Genomic DNA, 483 nt, shown 5'->3' on the forward strand with positions numbered 1-483 from the left:
CAAACGCTGAGCTACGGCGAACTCAACACACAGGCCAACCGCCTTGCACACCGGCTGATCGCCCGGGGCGTGAAGCCCGAGACCAAGGTGGGCATCGCGGTGGAACGCTCCATCGAGATGGTGGTGGGTATCCTCGCGATCCTGAAGGCYGGCGGCGCCTACGTGCCGCTGGACCCGGAGTACCCCACAGATCGGCTGACGTACATGGTCCGCGACAGCGGCATCGCGCTGCTGYTCACGCAGAGCCACCTGCAGATGCCGGGCATCGAGGCGCTGCAGGTGCTGGCACTGGACACGCTCGACCTGTCCGGCGAACCGTCGCACGATCCGCAGCTCGACCTGCACGGCGAGAACCTCGCCTACGTGATCTACACCTCCGGCTCCACCGGCCGTCCCAAGGGCGCGCAGCTGTGCCACCGCAACGTGACACGGCTGCTTGACGCCACCGATGCCTGGTTCGGCTTCGGCCCCGAGGACGTGTGG

The 483-nt window shown here is 67.4% G+C and carries 1 protein-coding gene; it reads left to right on the forward strand.

Translation table 11 applies throughout. The features are described from left to right. Window positions 1-483: AMP-binding protein (locus AC1DFC_RS29800; RefSeq protein ID WP_478180590.1), on the forward strand; the 483-nt coding region annotated here is incomplete at both ends.

This window comes from Variovorax sp. 10L421 (genome assembly GCF_056395365.1).